This window comes from Luteitalea sp. (genome assembly GCA_009377605.1).
In the GTDB taxonomy this organism is placed as follows: Bacteria; Acidobacteriota; Vicinamibacteria; order Vicinamibacterales; family Vicinamibacteraceae; genus WHTT01.
On record WHTT01000113.1, the window covers coordinates 1 to 16507 of the forward strand.

Annotated in this window: 14 protein-coding genes and 1 pseudogene; 6 read left to right on the forward strand and 9 right to left on the reverse strand. The window is 64.7% G+C overall.

Going from position 1 to position 16507, the window contains the following annotated elements:
• Positions 1–75: 75 nt before the first annotated feature.
• The 3 genes from GEV06_25035 to GEV06_25045 form a co-directional block, all read right to left on the reverse strand.
• Positions 76–1239, reverse strand: a complete 1164-nt coding sequence (locus GEV06_25035) for an ISAzo13 family transposase (GenBank protein ID MPZ21135.1) — start codon at positions 1237–1239, stop codon at positions 76–78.
• A gap of 105 nt (positions 1240–1344) precedes the next feature.
• The gene (locus GEV06_25040) at positions 1345–3234 is read right to left on the reverse strand and encodes a sulfatase-like hydrolase/transferase (protein ID MPZ21136.1); all 1890 of its coding nucleotides are present in this window, start codon (positions 3232–3234) and stop codon (positions 1345–1347) included.
• A 238-nt stretch (positions 3235–3472) separates the two neighbouring features.
• Positions 3473–3850 carry a hypothetical protein gene (locus GEV06_25045; GenBank protein ID MPZ21137.1) on the reverse strand — a complete coding sequence of 126 codons (378 nt, stop codon included), beginning with the start codon at positions 3848–3850 and terminating at the stop codon, positions 3473–3475.
• Between the two features lie 383 nt (positions 3851–4233).
• On the opposite strand from GEV06_25045, the gene GEV06_25050 reads away from it, so the two are divergent.
• The gene (locus GEV06_25050; protein MPZ21138.1) at positions 4234–5676 is read left to right on the forward strand and encodes a DUF222 domain-containing protein; all 1443 of its coding nucleotides are present in this window, start codon (positions 4234–4236) and stop codon (positions 5674–5676) included.
• Positions 5677–6018: 342 nt separating this feature from the next.
• Here GEV06_25050 and GEV06_25055 read toward each other — a convergent pair.
• From GEV06_25055 to GEV06_25065, 3 genes and pseudogenes are all read right to left on the reverse strand, one after another.
• Positions 6019–6231 (reverse strand): annotated as a pseudogene (locus GEV06_25055) (dihydrofolate reductase).
• Between the two features lie 263 nt (positions 6232–6494).
• Complete coding sequence (locus tag GEV06_25060; GenBank protein ID MPZ21139.1) at positions 6495–7214, reverse strand: LamG domain-containing protein; 720 nt, start codon at positions 7212–7214, stop codon at positions 6495–6497.
• Between the two features lie 370 nt (positions 7215–7584).
• Positions 7585–7941: a hypothetical protein gene (locus GEV06_25065; protein MPZ21140.1), complete on the reverse strand. Its 357-nt coding sequence runs from the start codon at positions 7939–7941 to the stop codon at positions 7585–7587.
• Positions 7942–8195: 254 nt separating this feature from the next.
• On the opposite strand from GEV06_25065, the gene GEV06_25070 reads away from it, so the two are divergent.
• Complete coding sequence (locus GEV06_25070; GenBank protein ID MPZ21141.1) at positions 8196–9014, forward strand: sigma-70 family RNA polymerase sigma factor; 819 nt, start codon at positions 8196–8198, stop codon at positions 9012–9014.
• 352 nt (positions 9015–9366) lie between these two features.
• Here the strand turns inward: GEV06_25070 and GEV06_25075 are convergent, their stop codons facing one another.
• On the reverse strand, positions 9367–10551 hold the full coding sequence (locus tag GEV06_25075; protein ID MPZ21142.1) for a Fic family protein: 1185 nt from the start codon (positions 10549–10551) through the stop codon (positions 9367–9369).
• A 244-nt stretch (positions 10552–10795) separates the two neighbouring features.
• The gene (locus GEV06_25080) at positions 10796–11146 is read right to left on the reverse strand and encodes a hypothetical protein (GenBank protein MPZ21143.1); all 351 of its coding nucleotides are present in this window, start codon (positions 11144–11146) and stop codon (positions 10796–10798) included.
• Positions 11147–11790: 644 nt separating this feature from the next.
• Between GEV06_25080 and GEV06_25085 the strand changes: the two genes are divergently transcribed.
• Genes GEV06_25085 through GEV06_25095 form a run of 3 tightly spaced genes read left to right on the forward strand, consistent with a single transcriptional unit; the run spans position 11791 to position 15061 of the window.
• The gene (locus GEV06_25085) at positions 11791–13083 is read left to right on the forward strand and encodes a tyrosine-type recombinase/integrase (GenBank protein ID MPZ21144.1); all 1293 of its coding nucleotides are present in this window, start codon (positions 11791–11793) and stop codon (positions 13081–13083) included.
• Positions 13080–14048 (forward strand): tyrosine-type recombinase/integrase, encoded by a 969-nt coding sequence (locus GEV06_25090; GenBank protein ID MPZ21145.1) that lies wholly within the window; start codon positions 13080–13082, stop codon positions 14046–14048. Before GEV06_25085 ends, GEV06_25090 begins: the two co-directional genes overlap by 4 nt.
• On the forward strand, positions 14045–15061 hold the full coding sequence (locus tag GEV06_25095; protein MPZ21146.1) for a tyrosine-type recombinase/integrase: 1017 nt from the start codon (positions 14045–14047) through the stop codon (positions 15059–15061). Before GEV06_25090 ends, GEV06_25095 begins: the two co-directional genes overlap by 4 nt.
• Before the next feature lie 149 nt (positions 15062–15210).
• On the opposite strand, the gene GEV06_25100 is transcribed toward GEV06_25095, so the two are convergent.
• Entirely contained in the window at positions 15211–15981 is a 771-nt protein-coding gene (locus GEV06_25100) for an IS21 family transposase (GenBank protein MPZ21147.1), read from the reverse strand.
• Positions 15982–16246: 265 nt separating this feature from the next.
• Between GEV06_25100 and GEV06_25105 the strand changes: the two genes are divergently transcribed.
• Positions 16247–16507 (forward strand): hypothetical protein (locus tag GEV06_25105; protein MPZ21148.1); only part of this gene is annotated, 261 nt, incomplete at its 3' end.

Genomic DNA, 16507 nt, shown 5'->3' on the forward strand with positions numbered 1-16507 from the left:
GAGTGGCTACCCGTCGCGCCGCGAATCGCGGGGCTTTAGCCACAGGCAGTTAGGCATTTGATCGAAATTGAGTAGTCAACTTCGTCGTGGCCGCAGTTCATAGTTCCAGTCGCCATGGAACGCATGCGGGTGCAGTGCGAGGTCTCGCATCTCCGCCGGAGTGACCGCGCAGCCCGTCGGGTACCGTCGTTTGTCCAGCTTGGCTTTGACACGCAGGCCAGCCGCCGTCTTCGTATGACCGATCAGCTCGACGATCGTCTCGAAGGTGCGAAGCGGACGGCCGCGCCAGTTCTTCGTAATGTGACAGAAGAGACGGTGCTCGATCTTGTTCCACTTGCTGGTGCCGGGTGGGAAATGCGAGACGTGGATACGCAGGCGCAGGGCATCGGCCAGCCGTTGCAGTTCGTTCTTCCACGCGCGCGACCGATAGCCGTTGCTCCCGCCCGCATCGGCCGTGATCAGGAGCGTCGTCGCCGCTGGGGACGCCCGCCGCCCCATCATCGTCCACCACTGCCGAATGGAGGCGACGGCGAACGCCGGCGTGTCGTGGTCGCGGCCCACGCTCACCCAGGCTTCGTTGCGCGCCATGTCGTACACGCCGTAGGGGATCGCCTTGCCGATCGCATCGCTGGGAAAGTCGTGCACGCGCACCAGCTCCGGGGCGCCCGTCGGTTGCCATTCCCGCCCGGCATTCGCGAAATCGCCCACCAATTCCTTCTTCTTCGTATCGACCGAGATCACGGGCTGCTGGCGCTGCAGGAACGCGGCGGCCGTGCCATTGATGTACTCGAACTGCGCGTTCCGATCCGGATGCGCGGCGCCCTCGCGGCTCTTGCGCACCGACCGCAGCCGGTAGCCCAGCGCGTTGAGCAGACGGCCCACCGTCGTGGAACTCACGCGCCAGCCCTGCGTCGTCAAGGCGGCCGTCAGCTGCGCCCGGCTCTTGCACGTCCACCGCAACGGCGACGACGGGTCGCCGCGCGTCAGCGGCTCCACCAAGGCCTCGAGCGCCGCCGTCAGGCCGGGCTGCGTCTCATCGAGCCCCGGACGGCCCGCACCGGCGCGCCGAATGCGCGGGGTCGCCTCCACCCCGTGCGCCAGTTCGCGCCGGCCGTTCCGGATTGTCTCGCGTGCCAGCCCCGTCGCCGCCGAGACCAGCGCGTCTCCGCCGTAGCCGATTGCCACCGATTCGGCGGCCGCCCAGAGGCGACGCCCGCGTTCATCCAACACGGGCGCCATGACACTGAATTTCGCGACGATGGTCGCTTCAAGATCGTCGTTGCGTCTCACACACGTGTTAGATCATACTTACTCGAAGATAGCAAGATAATTCTGGTCGGGATCCTAAGAATCAAAGAATCCACGAATCTGGTAACGCTTGGATCGCAGATGCTGGATGAGGAATTGCTCCGTTTCATCCGATTCGAACGGCCGACATGTCTCCGCATCCCGCAGGAGCGGTACGCGTCCACCGTGCGCAGTGGGCGGTCGGTGGTCCACGTCGAGATAGAGCCAGCGGTCTCCTCGAACCAGTGTGGCAACGCCGAGGCTATAGAACGGCGGCACCGGGGCCGACGCGATGCCTTCGCCGTGTCTGAAGGTGGGGTCCGTCGAAATGGCCCCGATGACGGGGCGACAAGGTGGGACCTCACCGAGCAACGACTGACCTTCCATCCATCGCGGCGTTCGGATCGCCAGCACGTCGAGGATCGTCGGCGCGATGTCGATCGTCTGCGCCGTCACACCGACGCGTCCGCGTCGCAGGCCTTCTGGGAGGCGAACCATGAGAGGCAGCGGGACGTTGGTCTGGGATCTCGCGCCGTGGTCCGAGTAGATCACGACCAGTGTGTTCTCGAATGCGCCGCGCTGCTCGATCAGGCTGACGATCTCGCGCGCATAGTCATCCGCCTCGAGAATCGCGTCGTCATAGAACTCCGGCATCATCTCCCGTTCTTGCTTTAGACCTGCTGAGAAGCGTCGCCGCCGCGGCACGAACTTGGGACCGTGCGTCACCATGATGTGGACGTGCGCGAAGAACGGCTCGTCGACGTTCTGAATGAATCGCGCGACCTGTCGCATACGGTTCTCATCCGTGAACTGTACCGAGATAGGGTCGGTCACCTCTTCGAAAGGGTCAGCTCCACCCTCTCCCGCTAGTTGCTCCACGCGTGTCCACACTCGCAGGAGAACCTGGTCGAACAGGTGGCGGCCAGGTCCTAGACGGAGCGCCACCTGCGTTCCGGGCAGACCACCATGCACGGACTGGTTATTGACGACGTCGAACGCGTCTTGCATGTTGAAGTCGACCGAGGCGGCGTAGTGACGGATCGCGAACTGTCCTGTCGCATAACCGAGCGCGCGCAGAAAGGCTGGCAAGTGGCGTGTGGTATCACGACCTCGCAGGATATCCGGGGCATAGATAACACGGGTGGTCGTGGGCAGTCGTCCCGTAAGAATGGACGTGAGTGAGCCCGCCGTGTTTCCAGCATTGGAGAAAGCGTTCGTAAATACCAGCGACTCGCGCGCGAGCTCTTCTAGAAACGGCGTGGTTTGGCGCTCGTATCCGTACACGGAGACATGCTCGGCATTTACCCCATCGAGGCCGAGGAGGAGGATGTTGGGGCGCGCCTTCGTCGCGCGCATCGTCGTGGTGGTCGTGGCAGCACTCGACGTCGAGACCGTCTCCGTTACGGCTGCCACGACGGCGAAGACCGCGAGCACGGCTGCGCTGCTCATCCACCAGCGGCGGTTTCGCGCGTTTCTGTGGAGCTCTGCGGCCACCCTTCCGGTCCATATGTAGAGGAGCCCGCCAGCCAGAAGCAGCGCGCCTGCGTACCACAGCCGGGCGCGCTCGAGATCACGGATGCCCCAGCCGAAGACCGTATGGGTGAAGTTGTCGATGACGAGCATGCCGGAGGCGAGGAGCACGAACGCGGGCGGAAACTGCAGAAACCACCGGCAGGTACGTTGCGTGATGGCCGACGCACGTCCTACCAACCACACCGCACCCAGTAGCACCAGGCCTGCTAGGAGCAGCGGCACTGTGGCGGCGGCGAATGCATGAGCACGCTCGCCCCAGTCGAGCACCGAGAGAAACGATGGCTTCGTGACGAAGAACAGCCACTCCATGCCCAGGAGGAACCAGACCATGACGATGTAGAGGCTGGCCCAGATCTGGTAGGAGCAGAGGTTATCGAGGGGCAGACTGGGTCGCGTGAGGACCGGCAGCTTCACGAATCACCCTCGAGAGGTCGATGGGCAGCGGGAAGACAATCGTCCAGTGCGCTCGGCGGCGATGTCGGTCAACCTCTGCAGATCAAGACCATCAACGAAAGGCTACCGGACGTGAGACGAAGAAGAACCGATTTGCGAGCCCGTGTCAATGGGGATCTGCACCTGGAATTCGCTGACGTCGCGCTCACCTCGTACGCGGGACTGGCGCTGTTCAGTCGCTGCCTGCGCACAACCCGCTTCAACGCGGTGGTGCGCCAAGAAAGATACGACGTATGACCCAGTGCCGGAACAGGTTAGGCATGCCCTTCTCGTTCTTGAGGCGTTCGAAGTAGAAAAACGGATCCACTCCGATGTAAAACCGGCCGCTGACAGAACGGCCCAGCTTCGCTTTTCGGGGAGGCCTTCCCTCTTGGAACGCAGGCACGCCGAAGTCGACGACCCATGCACGGTCAGAGCAGAAAGTGATCGTACCGCGCGCCTCATGCAGGCCGCCGCTAAGGTGGGAGAGGAGCGGCGCGGCGGGCGCGCGAGAAGCGATAGCGACGTTATGCGGGTGGAACTCGAGCGCGAACCGCCTCCTTCTCCACGCCCAGTGCACCTGCCACCAAACTGTCATCGATCAAACACAGGCGCCAGTAACGTCGGTGTCAGCCGCGGCGGCTCACCTCCTACTCGTCGCCGACGGCTGCAAACGGTTCTTGGGCGGCCGCCCTTTCCGTTCTACTCCCACAGGGCTCAGTCCAGAGGCATGGGTAGCAAAAGCGTCCAGCGGTGTGATCTGTTACCTATATTCCCGGTCCGCACCCAAGAAAATGCTTGACAAGAAGTTTTCGACGAGCGCGTTGTGATTGTGACTCCGCGCCAGGATGCCTGCTGGAGGCGTGTGCTTGCCGTCTGGCAAGCGTTGTCAGTCAAAGAAGGTCGCCGAAGCCCCTGAGGCCGATTTCGTGGCTCCTGGAGGCGTACACGAGGCCGAAAATACGGGGGGTATGATGGTTCATGCTGCTTCAAGAATCATCACCCCATGCGACCTCAGACCCTCCAATCATTGAACAACATACCGAGCGGCCCACGCCGATGTCCGAGGAGGAGATCGCACGCCTGGGCGATGCGATCGCGGAGCTGTCGGCCCGCATTCAGGCGGCGACCTACGAGCTCTTGGTGCTGATCAGGCAGGTCGATGAGCGCGCCTGCTGGAACGACGGCGGCTGCCGCTCCTGTGCGCACTGGCTCAGTTGGCGGATCGGTCTCGCCCCCGGCGCGGCGCGCGAGAAGGTCCGCGTGGCGCGGGCGCTGGCGAGGTTGCCCCTCATCAGTGCCGCGATGGAGCGGGGCGAGATCTCCTATTCGAAAGTCCGCGCGATCACGCGCGTCGCGACCCCCGACAATGAATCGCGGCTGCTGGGGGCGGCGCAGGGTGGCACGGCGTCGCACGTCGAGCGGTTGGCGCGTGCCTGGCGCCGCGCCGACCGCCTCGACGAAGCGCGCGAAACCAAGCGGCGCCATGAGCAGCGGTACGTCCAAACCTGGGTGGACGAGGATGGCATGTTGGTGATCCGCGGCCGGCTCACGCCAGAGCTCGGGGCCGTGGTGCAACGAGCGCTCGAGGCGGCCAGCGACCGGCTGTTCCGCGAGAGCGCGAGCGACTCGCGCGACGATGCCACCGCAGACGTCACCCCCGGCCAACGCCGTGCCGATGCCCTCGGGCTCCTCGCCGAGAGTGCGCTGGCGAGTGACTTGGATCGCGGGACGGCGGGCGATCGGTATCAGGTGGTGCTCCATGTCGACGAGGCCACGCTGAACGCGGACGTCGACGCCTCCGACGGGGATGTCGTTGCGCCCGCCGCGGGCCACGCCGTGCTCGAGGATGTGGACGGCACGCGCGTCTCCGCGGAGACGTCGCGCCGCATCGCCTGCGATGCGGCGACGGTGGTGATGCGGCATGCGCCGGACGGCTCAGTGCTCGATGTCGGCCGGAAGCGGCGCACGATCCCCCCAGCGATCCGCCGGGCCCTCGCCGCCCGCGATCGCCATTGCCAGTTTCCCGGGTGTCTCGCGCGCCACTGTGACGCCCACCATCTGCATCACTGGGCCACTGGCGGCGAGACGCGGCTGACCAACCTCGCCCTGCTCTGCCGTCGGCATCATCGAGCGGTCCATGAAGAAGGCTTCACGCTCACGCGCGGCCCGGATGGCTCGGTCCACGTGTATCGACCCGATGGACGGCCGCTGCCGGCCGCACCACCCGCGCCGAGATGGCGCACCGCGGGCGATGCTGCAGACCCGCTCGCGCCCAGTACCGCGCGGTTGACGGCCGTCGGCATGCGCATTGGCCCACACACCGCCACTCCCGACTGGTTCGGTGAACGGCTCGACCTGCACTACGCGCTCGACGTGCTCCGAGATCGCCCCAATAGCGGTCCATCGGACCGTTTCCATTGAAGGGCGTCGCGATGCCGGTCGCGGAAGGACGATGCTCATACGGAACGCAGCAACAGTGGACTTCTTCGCGGTCGGAATGAATGATCGGATCTGGCAACGCAGTGTTAGGGTCGCCGGACGGCGCGCTCCGAGGTCAGTGAAGACCAGTGGCCCTCGCCAAATCGTGTTGTAAGCGCTCCCGCGATGGAGTTCTGCAGCGCTGCGATTGCCGCCGCGTCGCTGGCCGTCGCATCAGAAAACCTGAGTCGAATCATATACGTCGTCGTCTCCACGATGATGACTCGAGTGTGTTCTAACGATGAGACAAAGCTCACCGCCGGGCGAGAAAGGTGTGGGGTAGGACTACGCCTTGCGTACTGGGTAGCGCAGGTGGTGTGTCACGCCGACGCCCGGCATCACCGTCGTGTTGCCAAGGACGGCTGGCGTGCCGGCGAGGTGGTCAAAGAGTCGAACTCCGGAGCCAAGAAGAACCGCCGCGATGTCGACGTGGATGTCGTCGAGGAGCCCAGCATTCAGGCACTGCTGGATGGTGTCAGCCCCGTGGACCCCAACGGAAGTCGAACACCTCGGCCACGCCATCGTTGAGGTCGGCGACGTAGCCGTCGAGCGACATGGACATGATTGCGGACGCCGACACGTCACGAGCTCATGCGTGGCGGTAACGGCAGCTCTTGGCGGCCGCAGCGTGCGGGCGCGTCGCCTGGACGTGAGAGTCCCACCGCAGCGCCAGAGCATGCCATCGTCAACGCCCGGCCGAAGGAGGCGCGTCGTTGACGGTGAGAGCCGGCCGGCGACGGACGCTCGGGGCGCGTGGGGTATTACCGCGGCGGCGGGGCGGCGGCAGGCACCTTCATGAACTCGGCGGGCGACAGCGCGCGGCGTGTAAAGCGGGAGGAATGAATCGCCCCCTTGAAGTAGTCGACCAGATTGATGCGGACGCCCATTGACGACCGCCCTGGTCCCTGCGGCGCGAGCTCGATCTCGCGCGCGCCGTCGCGCACGCCGTTGACGAAGTTGCTGAACACCTTGCCGTCGTAGACCGCCGCGACGTGATACCAGGCGCCGAGTGGATGGAGGCTGTTCCGGTTCATCAACGTCGCCTCGCCGGTCGTGCTGAAGTTGTAGCTGTCGAGGAACCAGCGGTCGCCGACGACACGAATCTCGAACAGCATCCGGTTGTCCGAGCCGGCCTCTTGCAGGTGGAACCAGCGCTGTTCGCGGTTGCCGCCGTCGGGCCGGAAGATCGCCTCCCATGTGAACGTCTCCGCGCCAGCCAGGGGGTGTACATCGACAAACAGCGCGTCATCGACGCCGTCGAACTCCACCGCCTTGCCGATCGGCGTATCGACGACGCGCGGGGCTCCCAGGACCGTGGTCGGATGGCCGCCGATGCGGTCGGTCCGGTCGAACGTCCAGACGTCGGCGTCGTCATTGCTCACGTCCTGGACACCCGCCGCGCTGCCGACCGCGCACAACACGAGCGCGGCCACACCTGCTCTGAGAACTGTACCCGATGCTGACGATGTCGTTCGATGCATGCCGAACCCCTCCAGGCGGTAAGTGCTGGCGACAATGCTGCGTGTGTCTCGTCGAAAGAGCGGCCGCGGCCTGCGCTCTACCGGCAGATACTGGTGGGATGTTGCCGTCCATAGACCGCGCGCTCGGGCTCGGGCGAAGGCATGGCTCTCTCGACGGCCGAGTCGCGCAGGCTGAGTGTATCCGAGGCTGTGCTCGTCCGTGACCATGTTCGATGTGGTTCCGGGACCGTTCTCTTCTCCCAAGGTCCGCTTCTGGCGCTATCCGAGCGCGGCTGGCCGCCGCGAGCGGGCCGAGCACGACATAGCCGGCGGTGCGCCAGCCGAAACCGAGGAGGAGGACGGCGGCGGTCATCGAGCCCGGTCCGCGCGGTCACCAGTACTTCTCGGCAGGTCGTATCTCTACCGCGCCACCAAGCCGCGCCGCTGGAATCCGCGCTGCCAACGCGATCGCGGCGTCCATGCTCTCGGCCTCGTATACGGAGTACCCGCCCGCACCTTCGCTCAGGTATGTGCCGTTTGTGACGTGGATCTCTCCGTCGCGCACCTGCACCGTCTTCGCCGCGGTAGGGAGTCCGAACGGAAGTCCCACAGTGATGCCCTCGGTCTTATTGAGCTCGGCGTACTCCGCGTAGATGGCCTTCTTCTCTGTCTCGGACAACGCGTTCCACCGATCCGACCCCGGTAGCGCGGGTGTGGCTCCGTGGTAGACGAGCAATACGAACTTCATGTCAATCCTCCTTCAGAACTCTTGAGAACCCGAAACTTGACGCATTTGAGTCAAGTTGTGGGGCTCTCAAGTGAGCGTCGGGGGGCGTGGCTGGAAGCCGCGGCCCGCTAGAACATATGACGGATCGCAAGGAGCAAATGTGACCGTTCGGGCGAGGACGGTGGTTGTCCTCGACGGTGCCTCTGCTGTTCTGTCACACTCGCGACGTGTGATCCGTCATTACATTGATGGAGTGCACCGGAGGACTTCGACCGATGCCGATGCCTGAGTGGCGCACTGAGAAATTCGAAGAGCACCGGGCGCATTTGCGCGCGGTGGCATATCGAATCCTCGGGTCGATCAGTGAGGCGGAGGATGCCGTTCAGGAGAGCTGGATTCGACTGGCCCGGACCGATGCGGCCGACGTCGAGAACCTGCGAGGCTGGTTGACGACCGTCGTAGCACGTGTCTGCATGGACATGTTGCGAACCCGGACGTCACGCAGGGAGGACCCGTGGGACGTGCGTGTGCCGGATCCGATCGTCGCCCGCGCCGATGGGGATCCCGAGTCCAACGCCATGCTTGCTGACTCAGTCGGGCTCGCGCTCCTCGTGGTGCTGGACACGCTCGAGCCGTCGGAGCGGCTCGCGTTCGTGCTGCACGACGTCTTCGGCATGACATTCGATGAGATCGCACCAATCGTAGACCGCTCGCCCGCATTTTCGGACGAAGGCGGACTGCATTGGCGGGATCAACTTCCCGCTCGACTTCATCACGGGGAAATGGGCCAGGTTTCAGGCAGGCGGTCCGGCCGAGATAGAAGCGATTCGGCGCAAGCCAGCCATGCTGGCCGAAGGCATGCGCGATCGCGCCATCATTCCCGAAATAGCTCTCACGCATTTCCGTGCGGCCTTTCCGCACGGCTCCGTCGTCGAGCTCGCGAGCGCAGGCCATTTCTGTCAGGAAGACGAACCCGCAACGCTCGTTGCGCTGATCGAGCAGTTCATGCAACTCACGTAGGCCCGCTCCGAGCAACGCGTCCACATCTGGGTCGCGGATGGATTCGACCACTTGAAGGGCAGCGTGTGGCGTGACGGCGTTCAGTCCGAGGCATCCAGCGGTGATGACGATGGCGGACCAGCGGTGTCGCTCTGCGTCAGGACATAGCTGATCTCTACGTGGTCATGCGCTTCGCCGAGCTAGCGCAGGAAGGCCGTGTGCGCGAGACCGTTGAGCGCGCCGTGAGCACCTGGGGCAGAAATGGCGGGTGCCTGGCTCTTCGCGATATCGCGCCTGATTTGATTCGCGCGGTTCAAAACCTGGCCGCACGTGGCGAACAGCGATGATCAGCCCCACGCAACGCTTTTTACCGGGCCGATCCCACACCGTCATTCCTGCTTCTCGTCCTTTCTCGTTTTCGTTTGACTGGGTAGATTTCGAGCCGTGTCACGCCCCGCCTTCCTCGAACAGTCGCACGTACGCATCGTAGCGGAAGCGCCGGTGCCTCGCGCGGCCGGTCATCTCCGTTAGAATCTTCAAGCCCACGAGCCGCTGCACGATCTGATTCGCCCCGGCGAACGTTGTCCTTAACATTTCCCGTACGTCGGTGACGCTCACGATCGGCCGCTCGTACAGCCGCTCGAGGACGCGGTGGCCGTTCCCCGCGGCGCGGCCGAGATGTTCGGTGATCGCGCGCCGGTGCTGCTCGCGCAACTCGAGGATGCGCCGCGCCGTGTCAGCGGCCTCGACGCTGACCTCCGCCACGCCGCGGAGGAAGAACGCCAGCCAGCCCTCGAAGTCGCCGGCGTCGCGCACCGCCTGGAGCCGGTCGTAGTACTCCTGCCGGTGGCGTTTGAAGTAGTGCGACAGATACAGCACCGGTTTGCGGAGCACGCCGTGCTCGCACAGCAGGAACGTGATAAGCAGGCGGCCGATGCGTCCGTTGCCGTCGAGGAACGGGTGAATCGTCTCGAACTGCGCGTGCGCGAGGCCGATCTTGACAAGCACCGGCAGAGCGTCCTGCTCGTGGAGGAATGTCTCGAGCGCCCCCAGTGCGCCCGCCACTTCCGTAGGAGGCGGAGGCACGAACGTTGCCTCGGCGAGGGTGCAGCCGCCTGGGCCGATCCAGTTCTGCGTCCGCCGGAGCTCACCGGGCGTGAGCCGTGAGCCTCGGACGCCCTGAAGCAGCTCGGCATGGATCTCTCGGATGAGGCGGACCGAGACAGGTAGCTCGGCCAGCCGTGAGAGACCGTAGTTCATCGCCTGCACGTAATTCACGACGTCGTCCACATCGCGCGGCGTGCCCTCACCAAGCAGGTGTGCCTCGGCCGCGAGCAGATCCTGGAGGGAGCTTTGAGTGCCCTCGATCTGACTCGACAGCACGGCCTCTTTCCGGACGTACATGTAGACGAAGAGGTCAGGATACGGCAGCGTCTGGACGGAGCCGTCCAGTCGGCCCAGGGCGCGGTCGGCTTCCGATAACAGCCGCTGAAGGTCGCCGGCAACCCTGACCGCCGGGTCGGGCGGCAGCGGAGCCGGGACGAATGCCGAATAACCGCTGGGCTGGCGGGTGTATCGTCCCGCCCGGCCGTCCCGAGTCCGGCCGGCATCTGTATGTTCGGCTGTGTTCACTATGGAGCGTCCTGGTCCCCATAATAAACGCAGCGTTTAACATAAACCAGCTCCTGTTGCTTGTTAAACGCAGGAGCTCATCGGGGCGCCGAGGCCGTTTCCCCGGATTTTGCCCGGCTCGGACAGTCACGCGGTGACCATGGCGGACGGGCGGCTGGCTGATCTCGGATTCTTTCGAGGTGCAGGAGCGTTCCTGGGCGAGCACCTAAACGAGCGACCGGGTGCGGTGGCGAGGGCCGACCACCTAGCCTGCTTTCGACGGTGTGACGACGGCCGCCAACTCGCGGTACCGGCACAGCGCGTTCGCGAGAGCGATCTGCCGCGGTGTCTTGCAATCTGGCGCAAATAGACGTGGGTTGGCGACAATGAAGACCGCGCAACGGGCGCGAGACGAGGCGACGTTCAGCCTGTTGAGGCTGTATACAAACTCCAGCCCGCGCGGAGCGTCTTCAGGAGAGGACGTCGCCATCGAGTAGATGACGATGGGCGCCTCCTGGCCTTGGAACTTGTCGACGGTTCCGACCGCGATGCCTCGACGCTCGAGCCGTTCCGCCAGGCGCACGACCTGGGCGTTGAACGGTGCGACCACCAGGATGTCGCGACCCGAGACCTGAGCGTCGCGTCCGGCCTCGTCGACCCACCGCGTCCCGGTTCGAGGAGGGTGGTCACCACCCGATCGATCACCCCGACTTCCTCATCGGACGCATTCCGATTCCCGTCGTGATCAACGTCGACGACCCACAGCGCGCCCTTAGAGTATGCATTTCCGACGAGCCGCTGTCGCTCGAGCCCATTCTTCGAATGAAGGCGACCCTCGTAGAACATTTCCGAGGTGAACGCCGAAATGGCAGGGGAGAGACGCCACGTCACGGGCAGGAAGATGCCGCGGTCCGCCGGAATCGTGGCGTGCGTACCGAGCATGTGCTGAAGCGCCGAAGCACCGACGCCCTCAGGATGCGTCCCCTTCTTCGGCTGTTCGAGCTGTTGGGGATCGCCGAGGAGCACGAGGTTCCGGGCGGCTCTCGTGACGGCCAGGGCGTTGGCGAGTGACATCTGGCCCGCCTCGTCGACGAATGTGGAGCTCCACATTCGTCGATTAATGGTCAGAAACCAGAAATGTGGAGATCCGCTCCTGGATCTCCGATGATCCGGCGCCTTTCCTCTCAAACACTCCACATTACTTTTTCGTAGCATCGGCCCTCGTGCCACTGGCGGCACCAGCAAAGCAGGAGGGTCCCGATGTTGCTTGAGTTGTATCCCAGGGTTCATCGTCGGTACACGTCGTTGCCGATCATCGGTCCGACATTGGATGGGTATGGCACGTGGCTCTTGAAGCAGGGCTACTCGACCGACCGCGCACGCGAGTACTTCCGCGCGGCGCCCCGACTCGCGCGCCAGTTGCAGCGCTGCGGCGTGCGGACGTTGACTGGCCTCACACGGGCTCGGCTGCGAGCCTGTACCCCGGCGGATTCCCAAGATGATCCCGACCTCGCGGCGCTGGTGCGCCAGTTGGACCGGTATTGCCAGGTCGAGCTGTCGTTGTACCCGGCACCCGCGTTGACCCGCATCGAGCACCGCGTCACGGCCTACACGAGCCATTTGGCGCAGGTCCGTGGATTCTCGCGTTCGACCTGCACCTACCATCGCCGGACCGTGACGGCCTTTCTCGCACACGTGGGCTACGAGAAGACGCCGACGCGTCTCGCTGCGCTGACCCGCCGCGATCTCGAAACGTTTCTGTGTGCCGTCGGTCCCCAGCAAACGCGCGCTTCCCTCCAGCATGTCGTCTCCCATCTGCGGGGGTTCCTGCGGTTTTTGGCCGCTGTTGGTGAGATCCCGCCAGGGCTCGAGGCGCAGATCGACACCCCGCGCGTCTATCGCGGCGAGCAGCTGCCACGCGCGCTCCCCTGGGACACCGTGCAGGCGTTGCTCACGGCCATCGACCGGACGACGCCGATGGGGCGGCGCGATTACGCCATGTTTCTGCTCATGGCCACGTATGGTCTGCGCCCGTGCGAGATCGTCGCGCTCACGCTCGACGACGTGGAGTGGCGGGCGCGGCGCGTGCGCGTCCCACAGCGGAAGACGTACGGTTCGCTCTGGCTCCCCCTCACCGACGACGTCGGGACTGCGCTCCTGGACTACCTCCGTCACGGCCGCGCCGCGTTGGCCGTACGCCGACAGCGGGTCCCGTTCCGAGGCGGGCCGCCGCCCAGGTATCGGGAGCTGTTCCTTCGACACCGGACCCCGGTTGGCGTGCTTAAACCGACGGCAGTCACAGAAGCCTTTCAAGCGTGGTCCAAACGAAGCGGGCTGGCGATTCCGTTCCACGGCGCCCATTGCCTCCGGCATTCGTATGCGGTGTACCTCTTACGGTCGGGCATCTCGCTAAAAACGATCGGCGACCTCTTGGGCCACCGCACCCTCGAAAGCACGTGTGTGTATCTCCGGCTCGCGGTGCAGGACCTGCGTGATGTCGCGTTGGATCTGCCCGCTGAGGTCGACCGCGGCACGACGGGGGTGGAATCATGACGTTCAGCTCCGTCGTCGCCTCCATCATCAGGAGCTACTTAACACTCAAGCGCGCCTTGGGCCGGCAGTACGCCGCAGAAGAACGCGTGCTGGCGCATCTCGATCAGTTTCTGGTCGCCCGTCATGCCGATCTCACCGCGGAGACGTTCGCCGACTGGTGCCTCACGATGCAACACCTGGCGTCGGGCATTCGTCGGAGCCGCATGCGTGACGTGCGCAATCTGTGTCTGTATCGACGGCGCCACGAGCCCGGATGTTTTGTTCCAGACGAGCGGTTGTTCCCGCCCGTCCACCAAGGCATTCGGCCGCATCTCTTCACGGCCGATCAGGTGGCCCAGCTCGTCGCCGCCGCGCGCACGCTGACACGCACCTCCAATTCGCCGCTGTGTCCCGACACAATGCGCCTCGCGGTCGTGCTCCTGTACACCACCGGCATGCGACGGGGTGAGCTGACCCGGCTGACCGTTGGCGACTACGACCTGCGTGAGCGCGCGCTGCAGATCCGCGCATCCAAGTTTCACAAGTCGCGCCTGATTCCCGTGTCGGCGGACGCCGCCCGCGAAATCGCCGGGCTGCTCGCCATCCGCCGTCATCATCACTTTCCCGTCGGGGCCGACAGCCCGCTGCTGTGGCATCGCCGTCGCGGCTACAGCGGCGGCGGCCTCGGCCATGCCATGCGGGCGCTCTTCCATCACGCCGCGATCCGCACTGCAACCGGCCAGATGCCACGCACGCACGATCTGCGCCATACCTTTGCCATCACAGCGCTGCTCCGCTGGTACCGCGCCGGGCTGGACGTGCCCGCCAAGCTGCCCTTCTTGGCGCACTACATGGGGCATGTCTCGATCGTCTCGACCGCGTACTACCTGCAATTCGTCGAGCCCCTCGCCGCGGCCGCGAGTACGCGATTCGCCGAACACTGTGGCGCGCTCATCACCCCGCCCGCCAAAGGAGGTCCGCAATGAACGCCGCCGCGCCGAATGCCCTGGCACGCGCGCTCCGCGGGTTCTTCGCGGATCATCTCCCGCGCGTCCGCGGCAGCAGTCCGCATACCGTCCTGAGCTATCGAGATAGCCTGGTGCTGTTCCTCCGCTTTGTGGCCGCCCGGCGGGCGCGATCGGTGAGCCAGCTGGACCTCGATGATCTCGGCCCCGCGGAGGTGCTGGACTTCCTTCAGCATCTGGAAACCGACCGACACAACCTGGTCGCCACGCGCAATGTCCGGCTGGCGGCGCTTCACGCCTTCTTTCGGTACTGCGCCACCGAGGATCCCGCACACGTCGAGCACTGCCAACGGGTGCTCGCTGTCCCGTTCAAGCGGACCCGCGCGCGCCCCATCGAGTACTTCGACTACGCCGAAATCGAAGCCGTGCTCGCCAGCGTGGATCGGACCACGCCAGACGGCCGTCGCGATTACGCGCTGCTGGCCACGATGTTCAACACGGGTGCCCGGGTGCAGGAGATCGTCACGCTTTGTGTGGGTGACTTGCAGCTGGCCACGCTTCCTCAGGTCCGACTCTACGGCAAGGGACGCAAGGAACGGTTGTGCCCCTTGTGGCCGCAAACCGCCGAGCTCTTACGGGCCTTGCTTGCGGAACGAGGGCGTGACGTGCCACCCGACCAACCGTTCTTCCGCAATCATCGCGGTGGACGGCTAACGCGGTTCGGCGTGCGGTACCTGCTGGCAAAATACTGTGCCCGGGCCAAAGTCGCGAGGCCCACGCTGGGCGGCAAACGCTTGCACCCGCACAGTATGAGGCACAGTACGGCGGTTCATCTGCTGCGCGCCGGTGTGGATATCACCACGATCAGTCACTGGCTCGGGCACGCCAGTGTGACCACGACCAATCGCTATGCCAGTGTCGATCTGGACATGAAGCGAAAAGCGATCGAGCAGGCACGACCGACCGATTTTGCGTCAGGCGCCGCACTCTGGCGCACGGACGCGTCGATTCTTGAGTGGCTGGAAGGACTCTGACCCCGTCAGCAGTAGCATCAGTAATGTGGAGTTGCTGCCCTCGGAATCACTCGCATCTCGTGGCGCACGGACTGTGACTCCACATTTCTGGTTTCTGACCATTAGTCGACAAATGTGGAGCTCCACATTTATCGACGAGGTCGGCTATCTCACCTATGTTGCTTGAAGAACGAGCCCTTCACCCAGCCCACCAGATTTTCGATCGCCCCTTTCTCTTGGGCCCGGTAGGGCCAGCACACTTCCACGCCGAGGCCCAGATCGAGCGCGACCCCCGCAAACGTCGGATTCCACTCCGTTACGACCCCATCGCGGCCCCACTTCAGGGCCACGGTCTTCGGGCGATCGAAGACCGCCACCAAGGGAATGCCGCCAAACGCGGCGAGATGGTCAACGAGGGTACGGACCAGGGTCTCGACGCGCTGATGCGACACGAGCGTGACCTCGGCCCAGCGCGAGTATTTCAGGCGCGACGCGAAGAAGTGCACCTTGGTTTCGGTCCCGTCCTGATACGTGACGAGGACTTCCCCAAAATCGTGCTGGGAAAACTCCCCGGCCAGTCCTTCGAACCGCACCAACGGCGTGACCGTGCGGGGCCGCAGCGTCTGGGCCAGGGCATACACCGCACTCTTCCCGCCCGTGTAGCCGGCCTGGCGCGCTCGGTGCAACAACTCCACCGACCGCAGCCCGGGGACCTCGGCCAGCGCGTCCACCAGCACCCGCCGATATGCCTCTGCCTTCGACGGACGGCCAATCTGGCGCCGCGTGCGCTCGGCCGCGTTATCCACGACCGTCACGGCGTTTTCGGCCGCGACGCGTCGCACCGTCCCCACCGACACTCCGCTGAGCGCTGCCACCTCTGCCCACGTGTGACCCGCGCGGCGGAGGACCTGAATCTCGTGTCGCTTGAGCATGTCGATCATCCTTTCCCTCGTCGGAGTCCGAATCCCCGACGATCTTCTGATCCGGCAGGGCTACCGGGAGGTGATCAGAATTTCCGGAAAGGATGTGATCAAAATTTTCGGAACCCGCACCTGTTGTCCGCAGCGGGAGACTATCTGCAGTTCCTGCTCCGGCACCGGATGGAGAGCTGCGTAAATACCCGCGGTCACGTGGTGGATGGAGCCCGTGATCTGCAGATAGTTTCTCCCTGGGGGCGAGTCACCAACGCCCTCAGGGAGAACAGACATGCAGACCTATGCCAAACCGATTCTGGGGTTGTCGGCCATCCGGTCGGCCACCTTCGTGGAACGTGTCCACGACTACGAACGGCGACTCGTCCGGACCGGGTACAACCCGTACGTGGTTCGACTCCATCTGCACTCGGTCGCACACTTCGGGGTGTGGCTCGAGCGGTCAGGCGCTGCGCTTGAGACGATTGATGAAGAGACCGTGGCGGCGTTTGCACGGCACCGGTTGCGCTGCAGATGTCCAGGCACATCGCGTAAT

Bases quoted from the DNA above. Each gene is read 5' to 3' on its own strand.
- GEV06_25060 (MPZ21139.1), bottom strand. From the start codon at position 7,214: ATGCATCGAACGACATCGTCAGCATCGGGTACAGTTCTCAGAGCAGGT.
- GEV06_25050 (MPZ21138.1), top strand. From the start codon at position 4,234: ATGCTGCTTCAAGAATCATCACCCCATGCGACCTCAGACCCTCCAATC.
- GEV06_25095 (MPZ21146.1), top strand. From the start codon at position 14,045: ATGAACGCCGCCGCGCCGAATGCCCTGGCACGCGCGCTCCGCGGGTTC.
- GEV06_25035 (MPZ21135.1), bottom strand. From the start codon at position 1,239: ATGGCGCCCGTGTTGGATGAACGCGGGCGTCGCCTCTGGGCGGCCGCC.
- GEV06_25065 (MPZ21140.1), bottom strand. From the start codon at position 7,941: ATGAAGTTCGTATTGCTCGTCTACCACGGAGCCACACCCGCGCTACCG.
- GEV06_25090 (MPZ21145.1), top strand. From the start codon at position 13,080: ATGACGTTCAGCTCCGTCGTCGCCTCCATCATCAGGAGCTACTTAACA.
- GEV06_25045 (MPZ21137.1), bottom strand. From the start codon at position 3,850: ATGACAGTTTGGTGGCAGGTGCACTGGGCGTGGAGAAGGAGGCGGTTC.
- GEV06_25100 (MPZ21147.1), bottom strand. From the start codon at position 15,981: ATGATCGACATGCTCAAGCGACACGAGATTCAGGTCCTCCGCCGCGCG.
- GEV06_25070 (MPZ21141.1), top strand. From the start codon at position 8,196: ATGCCGATGCCTGAGTGGCGCACTGAGAAATTCGAAGAGCACCGGGCG.
- GEV06_25085 (MPZ21144.1), top strand. From the start codon at position 11,791: ATGTTGCTTGAGTTGTATCCCAGGGTTCATCGTCGGTACACGTCGTTG.